The sequence below is a fragment of the Pseudomonas sp. MWU349 genome (assembly GCF_017947325.1).
Classification (GTDB): Bacteria; Pseudomonadota; Gammaproteobacteria; order Pseudomonadales; family Pseudomonadaceae; genus Aquipseudomonas; species Aquipseudomonas protegens.
This window is the reverse complement of record NZ_JAFEVP010000010.1, coordinates 9912-28179: the sequence shown is the minus strand read 5'-3', so window position 1 is coordinate 28179 and position 18268 is coordinate 9912. Positions and strand designations below refer to the sequence as shown.

The following is an 18268-nucleotide window of genomic DNA, read 5'->3' as shown; positions in this document are numbered from 1 at the left end:
ACCTTTGTCATGACGACCCAGAACAAACACAAAATCGCCATTGCGGTAGGGGCAGTGGCGGCCCTTGGCGTGCTGGCCTACCTGGCGCTGCCGGGGCTGTTCGGCCGCGCCGGCGAGCAGACCACCAACGACGCCTTCATCGCTGCCGACTACACCCTGGTGGCCCCGCGCGTGGCGGGGTTCATCAAGGAAGTGCTGGTGGAGGACAACCAGCAGGTCAAGGCCGGGCAACTGCTGGCGCTGATCGACGACCGTGACCTGCGCGCCGCGGCCCAGGCGGCGGATGCCGAGACCCTGGTGGCCAAGGCGCAGTTGCAGAACGCCCGGGCGACCCTGGACCGGCAGAGTTCGGTGATCGCCCAGGCTCAGGCTGCCTTGAGCGCGGCCCAGGCCGAGCGAGCCTTTGCCGAGCATGAACTGAACCGCTACAACCACCTGGCCGGGGTCGGCGCCGGCACGGTGCAGAACGCCCAGCAGGCCCGGACCCGCATCGACCAGGCCAGCGCCCGGCTGGCCACCGCCACCGCAGCCCTGGCGGCGGAGCGCAAGCAGGTGGAGATCCTCACCGCCCAGCGCGACGCCGCCGAAGGCGGCTTGAAACGTGCCCAGGCGGCCCTGGAAATGGCCAGCTACGAGTTGTCCTACACGCGCATCGTGGCGCCGGTGGACGGCATGGTCGGCGAGCGCGCGGTGCGGGTCGGTGCCTATGTCACCCCGGGCAGCAAGATCCTTGCCGTGGTGCCGTTGCAGCAGGCCTATGTGCTGGCCAACTTCCAGGAAACCCAGCTCACCGCCATGCATGCCGGGCAGGTGGTGCAGGTGCGGGTCGACAGCCTGGGCGGCGAGACCCTGCATGGTCGGGTGGAAAGCCTGGCCCCGGCCACCGGTGTGACCTTCGCCGCGGTGAAGCCGGATAACGCCACCGGCAACTTCACCAAGGTGGTGCAGCGCATTCCGGTGAAGATCCTTCTGGAACCCAACCAGCCGTTGGCCGAGCGGTTGCGGGTGGGCATGTCGGTGGAAGCCAGCGTGGACACCCACAGCTCTGCCACCAGCGCCCGCGAGGTGACCCAGCGATGAGCCGCGAACGCAGCCGTCACAGACACTCCCACGGGCTCCGTACTCTGCTGGCGCTGAGCCTCCTGCCCCTGGCCGCGTGCACTGTCGGCCCGGATTTCCAGCGGCCCCAGGCGACCCAGGTCCAGGCCTGGTCCGCCCCGGCCCAGGCCGCTGCCAGCCAGGCGGTGGACAATGCCATGCAGGAGCGCTGGTGGGAGGTGTTCAACGACCCGCAACTGTCGGCCCTGAGCCGTCGCGTCCTGAGCGATAACCTCGACCTGCAGCTGGCCACCAGTCGTTTGCAGCAGAGCCGGGCGGCGCGCCAGGTCATCACTGCCGAACGTTATCCGAGCACCTCGGCCAATGGCGGCTACGGGCGCAAGCGCAACAGTGCCGAGGGGCTGAACGACCCTTCGGGGAACAACGGTAAATCGGCCTTCAATCTCTGGGAAGCGGGCTTTTCCGCCTCCTGGGAGCTGGACTTCTGGGGCCGGGTGCGGCGCGAAACCGAGGCCGCCGACGCGACCCTGGAAGTGGCGGAGAACGACCGGCGCGGGGTGCTGCTGTCGGTGCTGGCGGAAACCGCCCAGGACTACATCCAACTGCGCGGGGTGCAGAGCACCCGGGCGGTCACCGAGCAGAACCTCGAGGTCGCCCGGCACAGCCTGAAACTCTCGCAACTGCGCCTGGCCGACGGCGTGGCCACCGACCTGGACGTAGCCGAAGCCGCCGCCCAGGTCGCCACCATCGAGGCGCAACTGCCGGAGCTGCAACAGCGCCAGGCGCAGTTGATCAATGCCCTGAGCCTGCTGTTGGGGGAGCCACCCCAGGCCTTGCACCAGGAACTGGCCAGTGATGCGCCAGTGCCGCAACCGCCATCCCAGGTGGCTATCGGCCTGCCTTCGCAACTGGCCGAGCGGCGACCGGATATCCGCCAGGCCGAGGCGCGCCTGCATGCAGCCACGGCCAGCATCGGTGTGGCCAAGGGCGATTTCTATCCGCGCATTACCCTGTCCGGCAACTTCGGCTCCCAGGCCCTGCAACTGGCGGACTTCGGTTCCTGGAGTTCGCGGCAGTTCGGCATCGGCCCGCAGTTCAGCCTGCCGCTGTTCGATGGCGGCCGTCTGCGGGGCATGCTCCAGTTGCGCGAGGCCCAGCAGCAGGAAGCCGCCCTGGCCTACCAGCAGACGGTGCTGCGGGCCTGGCACGAAATCGACGACCAACTGACCCGCTACAACGCCAGCCAGTTGCGCCGCGACAGCCTGGCCGAAGCGGTGCGGCAGAACCAGATCGCCCTGCGCACGGCGCAGCAGCAGTACGTCGAAGGCGTGGTGGATTTCGTCAACGTGCTGACGGTGCAGGGCGCCTTGCTGGCCACCCAGGAGCAGTGGGTGGAAAGCTCGGCCGGAGTGTCCCTGGCCATGGTTGGCCTGTACAAGGCGCTGGGGGGGGGTTGGCAGTCGGTCTACCCATTGCAGGCTGCCCGCCAGCCAGGTTGAAAAGCGTTTTGCCTGGATTGAGAAAAAAGTGTAATGATAATTGCTCTCAATCATGTGCGCAGTTTCCTTCATGCCAGCCACCACTGACGGCAACGCTCAACTCCATCGTCTGTATCAGGATCATCACGGCTGGTTGCAGGGCTGGTTGCGCAAGCGCCTGGGCGATCGCGAGCATGCCGCGGACGTGGCGCAGGACACCTTCCTGCGCCTCTTGCTCTCGGGGCGTTTTCCCGGGCAGCAGGAAAGCCGCAGCTACCTGGCGCAGATCGCCCGCAACCTGGTGGTCGACCAATGGCGGCGCGCGCGCATCGAGCGCGCCTACCTGGAAAGCATCGCTCACTTGCCGGAGCCGCAGACCCCCTCCCTGGAAAGCCGCGCGCTGATTCTCGAAACCCTGATGCAGATCGACGCCATGCTCGACCGCATGCCGGACAAGGTGCGCCAGGCCTTTGTCATGTCGCAGTTCGAGGGGCTGGGCTATGCGCAGATTGCCGAGCGCCTGGAGGTTTCCGTCAGCTCGGTGCAGAAGTACATGACCCGTGCGATCCAGGCCTGTTACCAGGTGCTCTACGCAGAATGAAACCTCATCAAGCACCCATTGCCCCCAGCGTTGTCGAGCAGGCCAGCGAGTGGCTGATGCTGCATTGGGGCGGCGAATTGAGCGCGCAGCAGCGCAGCGCCTTCGACGCCTGGCAGCAGGCCGATCCCGAGCACCAGCGAGCCTGGCAACGCTTGCAGCAACTGCAGCAGACCCTGCAAGGCGTGCCGGAACACAGCACCCATGTGCTGTTGGCCAAGGCGCCGGACCAGCAGCGCCGCGCCGCACTGAAGCTGCTCGGCTTGCTGCTGGTGGCCGGTGGCAGCGGCTACCTGGTGCAGGACAGCCAGCCCTGGCGAGCGGCCTTCGCCGGGCAGCGCAGCGCCACCGGGGAAATACGCCACCTGACCTTGAGCGACGGCAGCCGCCTGGATCTGAACAGCGCCAGCGCCGTCGACCTGCTGTTCAGCGCCAGCGAACGGCGCATCCGCCTGATCCAGGGCGAGATCCTCTTGACCAGCGGGCATGACCCGTCGCGGCCGCTGATCGTGGAAACCCCCGCCGGTGATATCCAGGCCCTGGGCACACGTTTCGCCGTGCGCGAGTTGGACGGCGGCACCCGGGTCGATCTTTACGAAGGGGCGCTGCGGATCAGCCCCCGCCATGCACAGGCCCTGCAACTCAATGCCGGCGAACGCCTGTGGTTCGACGCCGGCCGGGTGTCGGCCCGGCAAGTGGCCCAGGTCAATGCCAGCAGTTGGAGCGAGGGCCGGTTGATTGCCGAACGCCAGCCCCTGGGGCAGTTCGTCGCTGAGCTGTCACGGTATCGGCCAGGGGTGCTGCGCTGCGATGAGCAGGTGGCGGGCTTGCTGCTGACCGGGGTCTTTCCCCTGGCCGACAGCGATGCGGTGCTCGCAGCCCTGGAGCGCTCGTTACCGGTACGGGCCCATGCGGTGACCCGCTACTGGGTGACCCTCAAGCCGCGAGGCTGAATGCAAAAATATTTTGTCAGGCGGTTGTCGGTTCCGGCGCGCCGTTCGGGATACCCCATGAAAGCCGATCAAGACGCATTCTCATGGGGAGTTCAGGAATGCCTTACCAGACTGCTGCATCCATTTTGACCCTGGGCGCTACCGCGCGCCGCCGAGCCTTTGTTGCGCTGCTGGCGGTGGCACCCGTGCTGCCAGGCATTGTCCAGGCCGAGCCGGGCAGCCAGAGCCAGGCCCGCGACTACCAGATCGCCCCCGGCAACCTCGACCAGGTGCTGAACCGCTTTGCCAGTGCGGCGGGGATTCTCCTGTCGGTGGATGCGAGCATGACGGCCGGCAAGCACAGCCAGGGCCTGCAAGGCCGCTATGAAGTGGCGCAAGGGCTGCACCAGCTCCTCGCGGGGACCGGCCTGCAAGCCACCCAGAGTGGCGCCAGCTGGGGGCTGCAGCCGGTGGCCCAGGGCGCTGCGCTGGAGTTGGGGCCAACCCGCATCGGCGCCACCCAAGTGGATGAAAATGCCTGGGGCGCGGTGCCGGGGATCGTGGCCAAGCGCAGCGCCACCGGCAGCAAGACCGATTCGGCGCTGGTGGAGATTCCGCAGACCATCAACGTGATCGGCGCCAAGGAAATCAGCGCCCGTGGTGCCCAGAGCGTGACCGAGGCGCTGCTCTATACCCCGGGCATGACCGGCGGTGGCTTTTCCGACCGGGTGAAGATTTTCGACGAGCCCACCTCCCGTGGTTTTTCACCGACTCCGCTGTACCTCGACGGCCTGCACTTGCCCTATGGCGGTGGCAGTACCGGGGGCGCCCTGCAGATCGAGCCCTATTCCCTGGAGCGCATCGAAGTGCTCAAGGGCCCGGCCTCGGTGCTCTACGGGCAGAACCAGCCGGGCGGGATCGTCAACATGGTCAGCAAGCGGCCCACCGAGACCCCCGTGCATCAGCTGAAAGTGGAAGCCGGCAGCTACGACCACAAGAGCATCGCCCTGGACCTGGGCGGCCCGCTGGATGAGCAGGGGCAGTTCCTCTATCGCCTGACCGGCCTGGCCAGCGACAGCCAGGACGCCATCGATTACGTGCAGCGCCAGCGTCAGTTCATCGCCCCGAGCCTGACCTGGCGCCCGGATGACGACACCCAACTGACGGTGTTTGCCCAGTTCCAGAAGGACAACGACGTGCCCGAGGCCCAGGGCCTGCCCAGCGTGGGCACGGTGTTCGCCAACCCCAACGGCAAGATCGACCGCGACCTGTTTCTCGGCGAGCCCAGGGTCAATGCCTACGACCGTGACCAGTTCGTCGTGGGCTACGAGTTCTCCCATCGCCTGAACGATGTCTGGACCCTGAAGCAAAACGCCCGCTACGCCGACGTCGACGACCGCTACCGTGCGCCGCTGCATGGCTACAAGTTCGTCACCAACCCCAAGACCGGGCTCGACGACCAGCGCTACATGACCCGCTACGGGGTCGACTGGAAGCAGCACAACAAGGTCTTCGGCGTGGATAACATCGCCCAGGCCGAGTTCGACACCGGGCCGTTCAACCACACGGTGCTGGTGGGGCTGGATTACTACCACTTCAACTCGAAGTACCACGGCAAGTACGACTACAACCCGCCGATTCTCGACATGTTTACCCCTACTTACGGCCAGTCGCTGAATTTCGGCAACGCTTACCAGTGGGACAACACCATCATCCAGACCGGCCTCTACGTGCAGGACCAGATCAAGTACGAGAAGTGGGTGCTGGTGCTGGGCGGTCGCAACGATTGGGCGGAAACCGACAACAAGGCGCCGCTGGGTGGGGCCCATACCAACGTCAAGAACCAGTCCTTCACCGGGCGCGGGGGGCTGGTGTATCTGTTCGACAACGGGCTGGCGCCCTTTGTCAGCTACTCGGAATCCTTCCTGCCGTTGAGCGGCACCAGCTTCCAGCGCAGCGCGTTCGAGCCTTCCACCGGCAAGCAGTACGAAGTGGGGGTGAAATTCCAGCCTCCGGGCCAGGAGAGCTTCGTCCAGGTATCGGCCTATCAGCTGGACCAGGAGAACATTCTGACCACCGACCTGGCCAACCCCGGGTTCAGTATCCAGAGCGGTGCGGTGCGCTCCCGGGGTATCGAGCTTGAAGCCAAGGCCAGCCTGAGCGAGTCGCTGGACGTGATTGCCTCGGCATCGCGCAACGACATCAAGTACACCAAGGACAACGATGGCCGCGAGGGTCGCCACCCGGCGGGCATGCCACCCCTGACTGCTGCGTTGTGGCTCAACTACACCATCCTGGGCGACACCCCGCTGGCGGGCCTGGGAGCGGGCGTGGGCACCCGATACGTCAAGGGCAGCTACGGCACCGACTACGACGGCGCCTTCCAGATCCCTTCCTACACCGTGTACGACGCCGGCCTGACCTACGACCTTGAAAAGTCGCCGTTGCAGCTCAAGGGCGTGAAGCTGGCGCTGAACGTGAAGAACCTCACCGACAAGACCTACGTCGCCAACTGCACCAGCATCTGGGACTGCTACTACGGTGAGGGACGGACCATGGTGTCGAGTTTGACTTATGACTGGTAAGGGGCCGTCTGACTGATTTGCAGGTCCCTGGTTCGCTTTCGGCTGTTTGTGGGAGCTGGCTTGCCAGCGAAGGCGTCTGCCAGGCCGCCTTCGCTATCAAGGATTTTGCAAGAACACCACGTAGCCCTTGAACCAGGGGCTGTCGCGCAGGGCCTGGGGTTCCTGCCATTCACCGCCCTGGATCAGGCCGACCTTGTAGGGCAGGCCCATGCGGTCCAGGCGCGGCAGGTAGCTGGCGTAGTTGGGGATGCTGCGGCGGCCCTGGTAGGTCTGCACCACCACTTCGTCCACCACGCCCTTGAGCTGGCCGATGGCTTGCGGGTCGGCGTTGCTGCCCCAGTCCATCAACCCGGTGATGCTCAGGCGGTAGTGCGCCGGCAGGCGCTGGCGCAGGTCGCGCAGGAAGTGGCCATAGCGCTCCAGGTCGTGGGTGCTGCTGTCGAAATCGATCTGGATGCCCACTACCTGGGTGCCCGTGGCCTGCCAACGCTGGACCTGGCCCAGCAACTGGTCATACAGCGGTGCGGGCCAGGCCAGGGTGTGGGCGCGGTACACCACCCACACCTGTTCCTGGGGTAGGCGCGACACCGGCAGGCCCTGGGCGATGAGCTGGACGCCGCTGGCTGGGTGGCGCCTCGAACGGCTGATCTGGCCCTGGAGGAGGTACAGGGTCCTGGCCTGGCCCAGCACCGGCTGGGTCTTGACCCCGCTCCACAGCCAGAAGGCGTCGTAATCGCCGGCGTCCACTGCCGCGCTGGCCGGCGTTGCCCAGCACAGCCACAGCAGCAGGCCATAGCCCAGGCGCTTGCCTACCAGTAGTAACGCAGCGACTGAGCCCACTGGGTATCCCCCAACTTGGTCTTCAACTGGCGGAACCAGGCCTTGCGCACGGCGGGCTCGACACCGGCACCGCCACAGTTGTTATGGCCCGAGGAGGCGTAGCAGTTGATGGCTCGGTACAGCGCGTAGGCGCGATCGTCACGGCTGGCCTTGGGGTTGTTGATCACCACCTGATAGCCGTCGAGCCGCGAGAACGGCTTGCCCGGGAACGTGTCCTGGGTGCCGCCCAGGTTCTGGGCCGGTGGCGGGGTGTCCAGGGGCATGCGGTCGAAGCCGCTGAAACGCATGAACTCGCCGAGGCAGAGCAGCCCGGCCGGGGCTTTCGGGTCACGCTGCAGGAGGGCGGCCGTCTCCAACAGGCTTGGGCAGCGGTAGTCGGGTTTTTCTTCTTCGGGCTGTGGGCCATTCCAGTGGAAGTCCTGCAACGGCGGGGTATCGAGGTAGATGTAGCCCAGGCTGGCGGCAAGGCTAGCGTCGGGCAGGGTGGGCGGCAGTTGCTCGAAGTCTTTGCCGAAGGCCGCGTACTGGCCGCGGGTCAGGTCCTTGTACAGCAGGATAAAACGCGCGGCGTTGCGTTCCGCTGGCGACTCGGCCTTCTGCGCTTGCTGGCGCAGCAGTTGGGGAGAGGCCACCTGGCGCAGGAGAATGGCGCGCACCTGGGCAGTCTTGATCGGCGAGTCGTCGGCGAACACCTTGGCCAGTTGCCCGCTGCGCTCGTAGGTGTAGGCCAGGGCCAGTTCCAGCTGTTCGCGTTGCAGCGGTTGCTGGGCCAGGGGCAGCAATTGCAGCCACAGCGCCTCGGCGCCTTTCCAGTCCTGCTGGGCCTGCAGGGCCAGGCCACGCAGGGTCTGCTGGCTGAAGCTCAGGTAGTCCAGTTGCGCCGGCACTTGGCTGGGCAATTGTTTGAGCGCCGCCGCCGGTTGTTTTTCGACATACAGGCTGAAAGCGGCCTGGAGATAGTCGAACAGCGCCGGCTGGCTGGCGAACAGGGCCTTCTGCTGTTGCAGGGCGTCCCGGGTCAGGGGCGCCGATGGGGTGTCGCGCATGCGCATCAGGTCCTTGACCGCCAGCAGCAGCGGAGCCTTGAAGTGGTCTTCGGGCAGGCTCAGTAGTTTGTAGTCGACTTCTTCCACCAAGTCGTCCAGAGGCATGTTGCGCGGGGTGCCGGGTGCCTGGGTCAGTTGCTGGGCGTAGTCATCGGCCAGGGCCTGGGTGTCGCCCGCCAGCCAGTGCACACGGCGGATCAAGCCTCTGGCGGATACGGCGTAACGGCCCTGTGGATAAGTCTTCAGGTAGGCCTCGAAACCGGCGCCGGCCTGTTGCAGGACGGCTTTGTCCACATGCTCCAGATTGACCATGCTCCATTTATCGAGGGCGTTCTGCTGGGCCAGGTTGAGCAGGGTGCGCGGGCTCATGTAGGCCGCGGTTTCGGCCAGCCAGGGCTGGGGATTGTCCTTGAGCGCGGCAAAACCGTTGCCGGCTTCGTTGAAGCGGCCGCTGTAGAAGTCGGCGGCGGCCTGCAGGTAGCCGGCGAACGCCTTGGCCGCTGCCGAGTTCAGGTTGGCCGGCAGCAGCTTGCTCATTTCGCTGGCGTTCCAGTCGCAGCTGGCCAGCAATTGCACCCGGGCCTCGGCCAGGGCCTGGCGTTCTTCGGGGCTCAGTGGCGCCTGGTCGAGCTGCTCGACAAACGCCAGGGCACTGGCGTCCGAGTTGCTGCGGCAGCGGCTGCCTTCTCCGGAGAGAAAGCCGTCGCCGGCGGTTTTCTGGTTGGCGCGACGCAGGCCCACGGCCTGCAGCAGGCTGTCGAGCTGCTCGGTCGCGGGCGATGGGCCGGGTTTGGGTGGGTTGCCAGTGTCGGGGTCGAGCTCGGGCTGCGCCGGGTGCAGGCGATAGTGCATGAAGGGCACGGGACCATAGCCCAGGCCTACTTCACCCTGAATCAGGGGCCGGGGCGTCATTGGCAGGCTGCCCTGGTCGGCCAGCAGCAGCCGCAGGTTGACCCGGCTGTCGTTGCCCGGGCTGAGAAAGGGCAGGTTGCTGCAATTGTCCGACTGGTTGGCGTAGAGCTTCCAGGTCGGTGAGCAGATGTCGTCCGAGCTGGCCTGGGCCTGGCCGGTGCATAGGGCGGTGAGGGTCAATGCCGAGAGCAGAAGCTTGCGCATGAATTGTCCTTAATTCAGAAAAGCCATGAGGGCAGGTTCCGAGTGTGGCGAAAATCATACAGAAGGCGCCGGCTGGCACCTACGTCGCTGGTTAGAAAATCCGCCGTTCTGTGACGCGACTTTGCTGTTCTCCGGTCTATGTTCATCCATTGCCGGTGATGGCCGGGCCTGACCCCGGACGGCGGTACCCGAGGGCAATCGGCAGGCGTCGCACATGGCATTCGAGGAGCGGCTTTTTACCCTTGCGTCTGTGCTTTGCGGTTTTCCAGGCAAAGGACGATGCTATCGGGGTTTGAGCGACCAGATCAGGCGAGTTTATGGGGAGCAAGGAATGGATTTTCGCAGAGCGCCGGAGTTGATCGGGCGTTTGCAAGAGCAGGCCGTCGTGCCTCAGGAGCAAGGTGTGCAGCGGCTGATGCGCTTGGCGCTGGAGTATTGGTTGCTGCCGGTGTTGCTGTTGGCTGCGGCCGTTCGCTTTTATGACCTGACCGCCGCGGCCATCTGGGGCGACGAAGGTTCCAGCCTGGTGCTCAGCCAGTATTCGCTGAGCGAAATCTGGTTTCATGCGGCCCGCGACGTCCATCCGCCGCTGTATTTCATGCTGTTGCGTGGTTGGATTGAACTGTTCGGCGACGGGATTTTTTCCATTCGCACCTTCAGCGCGCTGCCAGGGATAGTCACCGTAGGGCTCGGCATGTGGCTGGTGGCGCTGCTGGCGACCCGTCGCGCGGCGATTCTCGCCGGTGTGCTGCTGGCCCTGCTGCCCACGGCCGTGCGCTACAGCCAGGAAGTGCGCATGTATGCGCTGCTCGGCCTGTTGCTGCTGGGGGCGACCCTGGCCTTGGTGTACTGGCTGCGCCAGCCCTCGCGTCGGGGCTATCTGGTGAGCTACGCGCTGCTGATGACCCTGGCCTTCTACACCCATTACTTCACGGCGTTTTGCGTGCTGGCGCACTGGCTGTACCTGGCCGTTTCGGGCGTGCGCGCCGAGGGCGGCGGGCGTCTGATAAGCCGGCCGGCCTGGTGGCTGGCGAATGCGGCGATCGTGCTGCTGTTCCTGCCCTGGGTCCCGGAGTTGCTCGACCTGCTGCGGCACATGGACGAGTTGAAGGCCAATGGCGATGTCGGCTGGGAGCCTCCGGTGACCTGGTCGTCGCTGCTGGCGATGGTCTGGCAGTTGTTGATCCAGGACGAGGGCGACAACCTGCCCGGGGTGTTGTTCGTGGGCATGCCGCTGCTGTTGCTGGCGGTCTGCGGGGGGCTGGCCTGGCGTGACGGTGCGCCTGCCCGGTTTGGCGGGCTGCTGGCGAGTTTCACCCTGGTGCCGTTGTTGCTGGTGTTTGCGGTGTCGTTTGCCTCGCCGGTGTTTATCGAGCGCTACCTGACCGCCTATGCCCTGGGTTTGCCGATGATCATCGCGGTGCTCGTTGATCGCTGGCTCAAATCGGCCCGGCTGGTGGCGCTGGGGTTGCTGCTGGGGTTTGTCGGGCTGGAAGCGGTGGGGCTGAAAAACAACGTCGATGTCGACGCCAACGATCAGATCAGCGTGATGGTCGACTACGTCAACCGGCACTACGTCGCGGGCGACCGCATCGTTATCAGCGACATGCTCTGGTACCTGAGCTACCTCTACTACAACCGCACCGATGCCCAGCCGATGCTCTATACGCCGCCGCTGCCGGGCGGCGCCTCCAGCAGGCCGAACGCCTACGGCTTCGGCACCCTGATCGACCACCCGGATCAGGTTTACCTGGATCAGTTGAGCGCCTTGCCAGTGGGCAGCGGGCGTTATTGGCTGGTGGGGTCGGACGATCAGTCCGAGGAATTCGCGCCATTGCCCCAGGGGTGGCACAAAGTCGGTCAGTTCGCCGCGGGTGGTACTCGGGCCCGCTTGTTTGTCCTCTGTGGCTCGGCAGCCGGCGCCTCCTGTGCGGGGCAATGAACGCACAGGGTGCCGTTCGGAAGTTCGAGGTCTTGTGTCTTGCAGCGCGACCTAGACTTGCATCAGGAGTCACAGTCCTGTCCCCGCTTGCGGGGCACCGAGGTGCATCATGCGTATGGCAAGAACCGTGCAGCGCAGCCTGGAACAAGCCGCTTGCGAGTTTGATCTGGTGAGCCATCCCCATTCCGCCAGCAGCCTGGAAACGGCGCGGGTGGCGGGGGTGCCGGCGGAGCGGGTGGCCAAGTCGGTGGTCCTTGACGATCACCACGGCCACTACCTGATGGCGGTGTTGCCGGCCAGCCGTCACCTGGACCTCAGCAAGGTGCGCGGCAGCGGTGAATGGCAGATCACCCGGGAAAGCACCCTGGCCCACCTGTTCAACGATTGCGAGCGCGGCGCGGTGCCGGCCCTGGGTGAGTCCTATGGGCTGGACGTGGTGATCGACCCACTGCTGACCCGGCAGAAAGACATCTACCTGGAAGCCGGCAACCACCACAACCTGGTGCACATGAGCGTGGCCCAGTACCTGAAGCTGGTGCCCCACGCCGAGGTTTGCGAAGTCTCGCACTGATCAGGAGCCCGACCATGGAAGCACCGACCCACAGCCTGCCGGCGTTGTTCAAACAGTTGGGGCTGGCCGATGACCCGGTGAGCATCGAGCGTTTCATCGCCACCCATTCGCCGCTCAAACCGGAGCTGCACCTGGCGGACGCATTTTTCTGGAGCGAGAGCCAGGCCGACTTTCTGCGCACGGAAGTGCTGGACGATGCCGATTGGGCCGAGGTGGTGGATCAGTTGGATGTGTTGTTGAGGAAGGGGCGCGGGGGCTAGGTCGGTGGCGGCCATTGGCGAGCGGTGTGGACCAGGGCCAGGATCCAGATGGGGTCTTGGCTTATCTGATAGACCAGGCGATAGCTCGGGTGGGGAATCAGCTCGCGGGTTCCTGCCACCAGTCCCGTGGAGCCTATCTGCGGGTTGAGGACCAGATGGTCGACGCATTCGCTGAAGCGCCTGTCCATGTCGACCGCAGCCCTCGGGTTGAGCACATGCAGGTAATCCCAGATATCCATGCGGTCCTGTACGGCTTCGGGAACCCATACAACCTTCATTCCAGCCTCGATGCCCGAGCGCGTCTGGCAGCGAACTCTGCCTCTACCTCTTCATGGTTGTGCCCGCGTTGAGCGTCTACGGAGGCTCGAGCCAGCAGGACTTTCTGTTGCAGGAAGGCCTCGTACTCACGGGATTCGTGCTGTTTTTGCACGAACTCGCGCATCAACTCGCGCACGATCTGTGAGGCTGGGCGATGTGCGGCCAGTGCCTCCGCCATAAACTGATCCCGCAGTTCAGTTTCCAGTTTCATCGTAAAGATGGCGTGTTTGGGCATGAGAGTTCTCCTCAAAAAGTACTGAAAAAGTATATACCTTTTCAGTACTTCTTCTGTTTTGCAGGCGCTGGATCCCAGGCTTGGCCGAGGTATTTGTTACAAAACTTGACTGGATTTATCCGTCAATGACATATTGATAGTTAGCAAACTAACAGTGTGCGAACAATCTTGTGTCCAGCTCCCTTGAATCACTCCACATGAATATCAGCAGTGGCATGGTGGTCGCGTCCCGCCATTGGCGGCGGATCTGCCAGACCACTCTGGTCAACTTCGGCATTTCCGAAGCCTGCGCGGTGCCGCTGTTGATGATCGGGCGCCTGGGCGAGGGCGTGCGCCAGGTCACGGTGGCCCAGGCCGCAGGGATGGAAAGCCCGTCCCTGGTGCGCCTGCTGGATCAACTGTGCAGCGCCGGCTACGTGTGCCGCAGTGAAGACCCCCACGACCGCCGGGCCAAATGCCTGAGCCTGACCGACACCGGTCGCGAGCTGGTGCAGGCGGTGGAAAGCGAGTTGGTGCGCCTGCGCCATGAAGTGCTGGAAGGCATTGGCAGCGCCGACCTGGAAGCGGCGTTGCGGGTGATCCGCGCGTTCGAGTCCGCCAGTCATGTACCGGTGCTGCCATCTTGAAAGGCTTCTTTACCGGCATGCCTCCCGCGCGGGACTGGTTCTATGGCGTACGTACCTTCGCCGCGTCGATGATCGCCCTGTACATCGCCATGCTGATGCAGATGCCCCGTCCGTATTGGGCGATGGCCACGGTGTACATCGTCTCCAGCCCCTACGTCGGCCCCACCAGTTCCAAGGCCCTGTACCGGGCGATCGGCACCTTTCTCGGGGCGGCGGCCGCGGTGCTGTTCGTGCCGATGTTCGTGCAGAGCCCCTACCTGCTGGTGGTGATCATCGCCCTGTGGACCGGGATCCTGCTGTTCCTGTCCATGCACCTGCGCACCGCCAACAACTACGCCCTGATGCTGGCCGGCTACACCTTGCCGCTGATCGCCCTGCCGGTGGTGGACAACCCCCTGGGGGTCTGGGACGTCGCCGAGGCGCGGACCGAGGAAATCTTCCTCGGCATCATTTGCGCCGCGGTGATCGGCAGCATGTTCTGGCCCCGGCGGCTGGCCCCGGTGTTCGTCGATTCCGCCGCCAAGTGGTTTGCCGATGCTGCGCTCTACAGCCAGCGCTTCCTGGCTCGAAACGTCCAGCCCGAGGAAGTCAGCGCCTTGCGCGCGTCCATGGTGGGCACCTTCAACACCCTGGAACTGATGATCGGCCAGTTGCCCCACGAGGGCGCCCGGCCGCAGACCGTGCGCAATACCAAGGAGCTGCGCGGGCGGATGATCAACCTGCTGCCGGTGGTGGATGCCCTGGACGATGCCCTGTATGCCCTGGAACGGCGTACCCCGGAGCTGGTGGCGCAGTTTGCCCCCTTGCTGGCCAAGGCCGATGAATGGCTGCAAGGCACCGCCCGGGAGGCTTCGGTGGAACGCTGGCAGGCCCTGCGCGATGAACTCGAAGCCTTGCAGCCAAGCCCCGAAGCCCTGGATGACCGGCGCCAGCTGCTGCTGTCCAACGCCCTGTATCGCCTCGGCGAGTGGATTGACCTGTGGCAGGACTGCCGCAGCCTGCAGCACGCCATCCAGAGTGAAAGCCAGGCGCCCTGGCGCGCGGTCTACCGGCATTGGCGGCTGGGCCGGCTGACGCCGTTTCTCGATCGCGGGCTGATGCTGTATTCGGCGGGCTCGACGGTCCTGGCGATCATCGTCGCCTCGGTGCTGTGGATTCTCCTGGGCTGGACCGACGGCGGCAGCGCAGTGATCCTGGCGGCGGTGGCCTGCAGTTTCTTTGCTTCCATGGACGACCCGGCGCCGCAGATCTACCGGTTCTTTTTCTGGACCGCGATGTCGGTGCTGTTCGCCAGCCTCTACCTGTTCCTGATCCTGCCCAACCTGCACGACTTCCCGATGCTGGTGCTGGCCTTTGCCGTGCCGTTCATTTGCGTCGGCACCCTGACGGTGCAGCCGCGGTTCTACCTCGGCATGCTGCTGACCATCGTCAACACCTCGTCCTTCATCAGCATCCAGGGCGCCTACGACGCGGACTTCCTGAGTTTTGCCAACTCCAACCTGGCCGGCCCCATGGGCCTGCTGTTCGCCTTTGTCTGGACCCTGATCGCCCGGCCGTTCGGCTCCGAACTGGCGGCCAAGCGCCTGACCCGTTTCAGCTGGCGCGACATCGTCAGCCTCAGCGAACCGGCGACCCTGGCCGAACACCGGCACATGGGTGCACAGATGCTCGACCGCCTGATGCAGCACCTGCCGCGCCTGGCCATGACCGGGCAGGACACCGGCATCGCCCTGCGGGAGTTGCGCGTGGCGCTCAATATGCTGGACCTGCTGGCCTATGCACCGCGGGTGCAGGGCGTGGCCCAGAGCCTGCTGCGCCAGGTGGTGGCCGAGGTGGGCGAGTACTTCAAGGCCTGCCTCAAGGCCGGCGAACGCCTGCCGGCCCCCAGTGGGCTGCTGATGACCCTCGACCGCACCCGCCGCGCCCTCGGCAGCCAGGGCCTGCAAGGCGACCACGAAACCCGCCTGCACCTGCTGCATGCCCTCAGCGGCCTGCGCCTGGCGCTGTTGCCGGGGGTGGAATTCGTCGCCACCGGCGAGCTTGAAGAACCCCTTCCCCATGGCATCGATGGAGCGCCCCTATGATTGGTGATCTGGATATCAGCGGGGTGTTCCTGCCTACGCTGCTGGTGCTGATGGGCATCACTTATGGCTTGTACCTGCTGGTGCACGGGGTGCTGACGCGCTTGCACTTTTATCGTCTGGTCTGGCACCGGGCGCTGTTCAACGTGGGTCTCTACGCTCTGCTACTGGGCGCCGTGGACTCTCTCAGTCGATACCTGATGACATGAAAAAACCTTTATTGACCATTGGCCGTGTGGTCCTGACGTTACTGGTGGTGACCTTCGCGGTCGTGGTGGTCTGGCGCATGGTGATGTACTACATGTTCGCGCCCTGGACCCGGGACGGGCATATCCGCGCCGATATCGTGCAGATCGCCCCGGACGTATCCGGGCTGATCCAGCAAGTGCAGGTGCGTGACAACCAACTGGTGCAACGCGGCCAGGTGCTGTTCAGCATCGACCAGGACCGCTTCAAGCTGGCCCTGCGCCAGGCCAAGGCGGCCCTGGCCGACCGTGAGGAAACCCTGGCCCAGGCCCAGCGCGAGGCCAAGCGCAACCGTGGCCTGGGCAACCTGGTGCCGCGCGAGCAACTGGAAGAAAGCCAGTCCCGCGAGGCCCGCGCCCAATCGGCCCTGGCCGAGGCCCAGGTGGCGGTGGACAGCGCCCAGCTCAACCTCGACCGCTCGGTGGTACGCAGCCCGGTGGACGGCTACGTCAACGACCGTGCGCCGCGCACCCAGGAGTTCGTCACCGCCGGGCGCCCGGTGCTGTCGGTGGTGGACAGCAACTCCTTCCACATCGACGGCTATTTCGAAGAGACCAAGCTCGATGGCATCCATGTCGGCCAGGCCGTGGATATCCGAGTGATCGGCGACCGTGCGCGGCTGCGCGGGCATGTGGAAAGCATCGTCGCCGGGATCGAGGACCGTGACCGCAGCAGCGGCTCCAACCTGTTGCCCAACGTCAACCCGGCCTTTAGCTGGGTGCGCCTGGCACAACGGATTCCGGTGCGCATCGCCTTCGACGATGTGCCGGCGGACTTTCGCATGATCGCCGGGCGTACCGCCACGGTGTCGATCCTCGACGACCAGGCCAAGCAGGAGCCCGGCCAATGAACAACGGCGCGCGTTTGGCCCTGGCCGGGCTCGGCCTGCTGCTCTCGGCCTGCCAGATGGTCGGGCCGGATTACCAGGTGCCCGGGGATGCTGCGGTGCAGCGCAAGGATTTGCAGGGCCAGTTGAGCGCCAAGGGCGCCAACGTGGTGTCGGCGCCGGTGCCTGCCGACTGGTGGCGGCTGTACCAGGACCCGCGCCTGGACCAGCTGGTGCAGCAGGCCCTGGCTTCCAACACCGACCTGCGGGTGGCGGCGGCCAACCTGGCTCGGGCCCGTGCCCAGGTGGATGAAGCCCAGGCCGCCGGTGGCTGGAGCGGTGGGGTCAAGGCCGGGGTCGAGCGTTTGCAGGAATCCGGCGAAGCCTTCCTGCTGCCGGAAAAGGTGCCAGTGGCCAACGTCGGCAACCTGTCCATCAGCACCTCCTACCAGTTCGACCTGTTCGGCACCTTGCAGCGCGGCATCGAGGCGGCTCAGGCCAACGCCGACGCGACCCAGGCTGCGGCGGATACCGCGCGCATCACCCTGGTGGCGGACGTGGTGCGGGCCTACACCCAGGTTTGCGCGGCCAACGAAGAACGGGAAATCGCCGAGCACTCCCTGAGCCTGCAAGCCCAGAGCACCGAGCTGACCCAGCGCCTGCGCGATGCCGGGCGCGGCGACGAGACCCAGGTCACCCGTTCCCAGACCCAATTCAAATCCCTGCGCGCCGAACTGCCGCGCTATGAGGCGGCGCGCCAATCGGGCCTGTTCCGCTTGTCGATGCTGCTGGCCAAGCCGCTGGATCAATTGCCCGCTGGCACCGACAGTTGTGCCCAGTTGCCGCATATCACCCAGCTGTTGCCGGTGGGCGATGGCGCGGCGCTGCTCAAGCGCCGCCCCGATGTACGGCAGGCCGAGCGCCAGCTGGCCGCCGCCACCGCGCGCATCGGCGTGGCCACCGGGGCCCTGTATCCGGATATCAGCATCGGTGCGACGGTCGGCACCGTGGGCATCCTCGACAACCTCGGCAAGCCTTCCACCAATCGCTGGGGCTTCGGCCCGCTGATCAGCTGGACGGTGCCGGCCAATGGCGCCCGCGAGCGCATTCATGAAGCCGAGGCCGCCAGCCAGGGTGCCCTGGCGCATTTCGATGGGGTGGTGCTCAACGCCATCCGCGAAACCCAGACCGGCCTGGCCCAGTACAGCGCGCAACTGCAGCGCCGCGATGCCCTGGCGGATGCCGAGCAGTCGGCGCAGCTGGCGGCGGACCAGACCCACCGCTTCTTCCAGGCCGGGCGCGCGTCCTTCCTCGCCGACCTGCAGGCCACTCGCACCTATACCGATATGCGCGCGCAACTGGCGGCGGCCAACACCCAGGTAGCCATGAGCCAGATCGATCTGTTCCTGGCCCTGGGCGGCGGTTGGGAAAGCGGACGAACGCAAGGCCCGGAACACGCGAAACCCTGAGGCCGTTGCTATGCTTTGATCAGTTGGAAAAGTGCCTTGT

17 protein-coding genes are annotated in these 18268 nt (G+C 65.5%); 13 read left to right on the top strand and 4 right to left on the bottom strand.

What is annotated here, in order from left to right:
- The first annotated feature begins 9 nt into the window (after window positions 1-9).
- The 5 genes from KCG88_RS30395 (at window position 10) to KCG88_RS30375 (ending at window position 6652) form a co-directional block, all read left to right on the top strand.
- Window positions 10-1080 (top strand): HlyD family secretion protein, encoded by a 1071-nt coding sequence (locus KCG88_RS30395; RefSeq protein ID WP_210713737.1) that lies wholly within the window; start codon window positions 10-12, stop codon window positions 1078-1080.
- Entirely contained in the window at window positions 1077-2558 is a 1482-nt protein-coding gene (locus KCG88_RS30390; protein WP_210713736.1) for an efflux transporter outer membrane subunit, read from the top strand. The genes KCG88_RS30395 and KCG88_RS30390 overlap by 4 nt, the downstream gene beginning before the upstream one ends.
- 70 nt (window positions 2559-2628) lie before the next feature.
- Window positions 2629-3138, top strand: coding sequence for a sigma-70 family RNA polymerase sigma factor (locus KCG88_RS30385; protein ID WP_210713735.1), 510 nt, complete (start codon window positions 2629-2631; stop codon window positions 3136-3138).
- Window positions 3135-4088: a FecR family protein gene (locus KCG88_RS30380; protein WP_011058527.1), complete on the top strand. Its 954-nt coding sequence runs from the start codon at window positions 3135-3137 to the stop codon at window positions 4086-4088. Before KCG88_RS30385 ends, KCG88_RS30380 begins: the two co-directional genes overlap by 4 nt.
- A 98-nt stretch (window positions 4089-4186) precedes the next feature.
- Entirely contained in the window at window positions 4187-6652 is a 2466-nt protein-coding gene (locus tag KCG88_RS30375; protein ID WP_210713734.1) for a TonB-dependent siderophore receptor, read from the top strand.
- A 96-nt stretch (window positions 6653-6748) separates the two neighbouring features.
- Here the strand turns inward: KCG88_RS30375 and KCG88_RS30370 are convergent, their stop codons facing one another.
- Both KCG88_RS30370 and KCG88_RS30365 read right to left on the bottom strand, forming a co-directional pair.
- Entirely contained in the window at window positions 6749-7492 is a 744-nt protein-coding gene (locus tag KCG88_RS30370) for a DUF3142 domain-containing protein (RefSeq protein ID WP_210713733.1), read from the bottom strand.
- Window positions 7462-9654: an outer membrane assembly lipoprotein YfiO gene (locus tag KCG88_RS30365; protein ID WP_210713732.1), complete on the bottom strand. Its 2193-nt coding sequence runs from the start codon at window positions 9652-9654 to the stop codon at window positions 7462-7464. The genes KCG88_RS30370 and KCG88_RS30365 overlap by 31 nt, the downstream gene beginning before the upstream one ends.
- A gap of 331 nt (window positions 9655-9985) precedes the next feature.
- On the opposite strand from KCG88_RS30365, the gene KCG88_RS30360 reads away from it, so the two are divergent.
- From KCG88_RS30360 to KCG88_RS30350, 3 genes are all read left to right on the top strand, one after another.
- Window positions 9986-11596 carry a glycosyltransferase family 39 protein gene (locus KCG88_RS30360; RefSeq protein ID WP_210713731.1) on the top strand — a complete coding sequence of 537 codons (1611 nt, stop codon included), beginning with the start codon at window positions 9986-9988 and terminating at the stop codon, window positions 11594-11596.
- Window positions 11597-11705: 109 nt separating this feature from the next.
- Window positions 11706-12167 carry a YbaK/EbsC family protein gene (locus KCG88_RS30355; RefSeq protein WP_016967891.1) on the top strand — a complete coding sequence of 154 codons (462 nt, stop codon included), beginning with the start codon at window positions 11706-11708 and terminating at the stop codon, window positions 12165-12167.
- Window positions 12168-12181: 14 nt separating this feature from the next.
- On the top strand, window positions 12182-12427 hold the full coding sequence (locus KCG88_RS30350; protein ID WP_011058533.1) for a DUF2789 domain-containing protein: 246 nt from the start codon (window positions 12182-12184) through the stop codon (window positions 12425-12427).
- Here the strand turns inward: KCG88_RS30350 and KCG88_RS30345 are convergent.
- The gene (locus KCG88_RS30345; protein ID WP_210713730.1) at window positions 12424-12705 is read right to left on the bottom strand and encodes a type II toxin-antitoxin system RelE/ParE family toxin; all 282 of its coding nucleotides are present in this window, start codon (window positions 12703-12705) and stop codon (window positions 12424-12426) included. The genes KCG88_RS30350 and KCG88_RS30345 overlap by 4 nt on opposite strands.
- A complete protein-coding gene (locus tag KCG88_RS30340; RefSeq protein WP_015633690.1) occupies window positions 12702-12980 on the bottom strand; it encodes a hypothetical protein in 279 nt (92 codons plus the stop codon). Before KCG88_RS30340 ends, KCG88_RS30345 begins: the two co-directional genes overlap by 4 nt.
- A gap of 197 nt (window positions 12981-13177) precedes the next feature.
- On the opposite strand from KCG88_RS30340, the gene KCG88_RS30335 reads away from it, so the two are divergent.
- Genes KCG88_RS30335 through KCG88_RS30315 form a run of 5 tightly spaced genes read left to right on the top strand, consistent with a single transcriptional unit; the run spans window position 13178 to window position 18228 of the window.
- Window positions 13178-13606, top strand: a complete 429-nt coding sequence (locus KCG88_RS30335) for a MarR family transcriptional regulator (protein ID WP_011058536.1) — start codon at window positions 13178-13180, stop codon at window positions 13604-13606.
- Window positions 13603-15690, top strand: a complete 2088-nt coding sequence (locus KCG88_RS30330) for an FUSC family protein (protein WP_210713729.1) — start codon at window positions 13603-13605, stop codon at window positions 15688-15690. Before KCG88_RS30335 ends, KCG88_RS30330 begins: the two co-directional genes overlap by 4 nt.
- Complete coding sequence (locus tag KCG88_RS30325) at window positions 15687-15896, top strand: DUF1656 domain-containing protein (RefSeq protein ID WP_011058538.1); 210 nt, start codon at window positions 15687-15689, stop codon at window positions 15894-15896. The genes KCG88_RS30330 and KCG88_RS30325 overlap by 4 nt, the downstream gene beginning before the upstream one ends.
- Entirely contained in the window at window positions 15893-16783 is an 891-nt protein-coding gene (locus KCG88_RS30320; RefSeq protein ID WP_210713728.1) for an HlyD family secretion protein, read from the top strand. Before KCG88_RS30325 ends, KCG88_RS30320 begins: the two co-directional genes overlap by 4 nt.
- The gene (locus KCG88_RS30315) at window positions 16780-18228 is read left to right on the top strand and encodes an efflux transporter outer membrane subunit (RefSeq protein WP_011058540.1); all 1449 of its coding nucleotides are present in this window, start codon (window positions 16780-16782) and stop codon (window positions 18226-18228) included. The genes KCG88_RS30320 and KCG88_RS30315 overlap by 4 nt, the downstream gene beginning before the upstream one ends.
- Window positions 18229-18268: the final 40 nt, after the last annotated feature.

What these genes read in the sequence shown, in the direction of transcription:
- KCG88_RS30395 (WP_210713737.1), top strand. Translation starts at nt 10, where the DNA reads ATGACGACCCAGAACAAACACAAAATCGCCATTGCGGTAGGGGCAGTG.
- KCG88_RS30390 (WP_210713736.1), top strand. Translation starts at nt 1,077, where the DNA reads ATGAGCCGCGAACGCAGCCGTCACAGACACTCCCACGGGCTCCGTACT.
- KCG88_RS30385 (WP_210713735.1), top strand. Translation starts at nt 2,629, where the DNA reads ATGCCAGCCACCACTGACGGCAACGCTCAACTCCATCGTCTGTATCAG.
- KCG88_RS30380 (WP_011058527.1), top strand. Translation starts at nt 3,135, where the DNA reads ATGAAACCTCATCAAGCACCCATTGCCCCCAGCGTTGTCGAGCAGGCC.
- KCG88_RS30375 (WP_210713734.1), top strand. Translation starts at nt 4,187, where the DNA reads ATGCCTTACCAGACTGCTGCATCCATTTTGACCCTGGGCGCTACCGCG.
- KCG88_RS30365 (WP_210713732.1), bottom strand. Translation starts at nt 9,654, where the DNA reads ATGCGCAAGCTTCTGCTCTCGGCATTGACCCTCACCGCCCTATGCACC.
- KCG88_RS30360 (WP_210713731.1), top strand. Translation starts at nt 9,986, where the DNA reads ATGGATTTTCGCAGAGCGCCGGAGTTGATCGGGCGTTTGCAAGAGCAG.
- KCG88_RS30355 (WP_016967891.1), top strand. Translation starts at nt 11,706, where the DNA reads ATGCGTATGGCAAGAACCGTGCAGCGCAGCCTGGAACAAGCCGCTTGC.
- KCG88_RS30350 (WP_011058533.1), top strand. Translation starts at nt 12,182, where the DNA reads ATGGAAGCACCGACCCACAGCCTGCCGGCGTTGTTCAAACAGTTGGGG.
- KCG88_RS30345 (WP_210713730.1), bottom strand. Translation starts at nt 12,705, where the DNA reads ATGAAGGTTGTATGGGTTCCCGAAGCCGTACAGGACCGCATGGATATC.
- KCG88_RS30340 (WP_015633690.1), bottom strand. Translation starts at nt 12,980, where the DNA reads ATGCCCAAACACGCCATCTTTACGATGAAACTGGAAACTGAACTGCGG.
- KCG88_RS30335 (WP_011058536.1), top strand. Translation starts at nt 13,178, where the DNA reads ATGAATATCAGCAGTGGCATGGTGGTCGCGTCCCGCCATTGGCGGCGG.
- KCG88_RS30325 (WP_011058538.1), top strand. Translation starts at nt 15,687, where the DNA reads ATGATTGGTGATCTGGATATCAGCGGGGTGTTCCTGCCTACGCTGCTG.
- KCG88_RS30320 (WP_210713728.1), top strand. Translation starts at nt 15,893, where the DNA reads ATGAAAAAACCTTTATTGACCATTGGCCGTGTGGTCCTGACGTTACTG.
- KCG88_RS30315 (WP_011058540.1), top strand. Translation starts at nt 16,780, where the DNA reads ATGAACAACGGCGCGCGTTTGGCCCTGGCCGGGCTCGGCCTGCTGCTC.